General features: G+C 33.1%; 1 protein-coding gene. It reads right to left on the reverse strand.

The features are described from left to right. Positions 1-163 precede the first annotated feature (163 nt). On the reverse strand, positions 164-1,189 hold the full coding sequence (locus B9N79_RS25720; RefSeq protein ID WP_040060092.1) for a DUF3231 family protein: 1,026 nt from the start codon (positions 1,187-1,189) through the stop codon (positions 164-166). Positions 1,190-1,884 lie beyond the last annotated feature (695 nt).

Raw genomic sequence — 1,884 nt, forward strand, 5'->3', positions numbered from 1 at the left:
TAATTTTTGCTGTCATAAAGTTAAACCCTCCAATTCTTTTCCATCATAATTCATTTTTATTGTTTCAATCGAATACAAAGTTATTCAAGCCTACTCTTAGTTTCCAGAGTGTCTATTAGCAGGATCGAAAAAAGGTTTTCAATTAAAGATTTCTGTAGCTGAATTATTTCATCGTATCTTTTTTATTGGTTAGTTGTTCTTTATCTATGGTGGGAGGTGGTTGCTCCATCCATGCATGATCAATCATGAGCTCGGCCCCATCTTTAGCATATAGAGCAATCTCAAGCGCTAATCGTTCATAATTTAAAATAAGGTCATTTCTTTGACTCGCAGCTGCTGCCGTGGCATAATTTCCTGATCCTGCGGCACTCATAAAAGCCATATGAAACATCGTTAATTTATCCGAAAATGGCGGTGTTGTTGAATTGGTAATGGCAACATCTGATGAAACAGGTGGTTGTATATCATTTTCAAGAAGAATTTTTGTAAATATATCCACATGCTTTTTTGAAATATCCCGACCTCTTAACATCCATTTTTGAATTCTTTCTCTTGGTGAGGTTTGAGCAAAACTAATGGCTAACTTTGTGCCCATAATGTTGGTTTGGATATTCATGAATAAATGTGATATTTCAACCGCATTTAAAGGTCTCTGTTTACTAAAAATAGAAAATCCACTTAGATATTCTCTAGCGTCTACATAATCGGTTTGAGTTGGATAAGGAATATAAGGCGCTCTAACAAATAATCCTTTTGAAAGAGCCACTTTTGAGCTACGCTCGTATAGTTCTGATGTTTCGTTTAAACCTTCTCTGTAATAAGCCCTCATATCCTCTCTAGCACTCATGGAAATAAATCCCCCGTATCCGAGTAACCCGATTTTAGCCATATGATTGATATATATCAGCATAAAAGGATCTGTATAAAGAGCAGGGGCATTCAAATTAACATCGTCATCATAAGTAAATCCTGTTGGTATTGGAATTTGCTCCTTTTGAAAAATCGTTGTTAATTTTTCTAAATGAGTAGATGAAAGATCATAAGAAAATTGGATAATCGACTTAATTTCTTCATCTTGTACATGTTTTAAGAAATAACCTAAAACACATTTGGACATACTATCATTCATATAGCTAGTCCATATCGAAGCTATTTCAGATGAAGTTAATTTTGCTTGATATTCAGTCATAGTGGATGAACCTCCAAAGAATATTTTTTATGAGATGAATATATTCTTTGTTTAAAAACTGGATATTATGACAGAAGCCAGGGAAAGAATTTTCCTCTGGCTTCTGTCATATTTTGATCTATAGATAGAAATGATAGCTTATGGGCACAGAGCATATCATAAAAGGAAATTCCATAACACACCGCAATTGAGTGGTTTTGAAGAGAGAAATACCCCCAACTCTCTCTTTTTAAATCGTCATAGAATGAACTATAAGAAAACAGAAGTAACGAACACTGGTTTATTTAATATGACGTAATATTTATCATTACTTAATTCTTTTAAGATAAGTGCGTTTATCCATTCTTAAGTTTCTTCTTTTAATTTCGTTATAAAGGATTTGCCTAAGTTCACCATTAAGTTCTTGCTCAACCACCTGATGGTACAACCTTATCAACACATTATTTGGCGTGAGAAACCACGGGGACATCATTATTTTCCATCACCTTTATAGATATTAATGGTATGCAGTTCGTTAGTTTTATTATTAGACGACTATTCAGTTAATATACAACACTTTTTATCCCATAAACTCATGGTTTAATAACAACAAGTTTGTGCTTTTTTTTGTTTATATTTAGATTTACACGCTTTTTAATTTTTTTAAAATTATGAGGGAGGATAAGTCTTAAAGGAGGGATGGGATGTGAAGAAAA

It is taken from the genome of Priestia filamentosa, assembly GCF_900177535.1.
GTDB classification, from domain to species: domain Bacteria; phylum Bacillota; class Bacilli; order Bacillales; family Bacillaceae_H; genus Bacillus_I; species Bacillus_I filamentosa.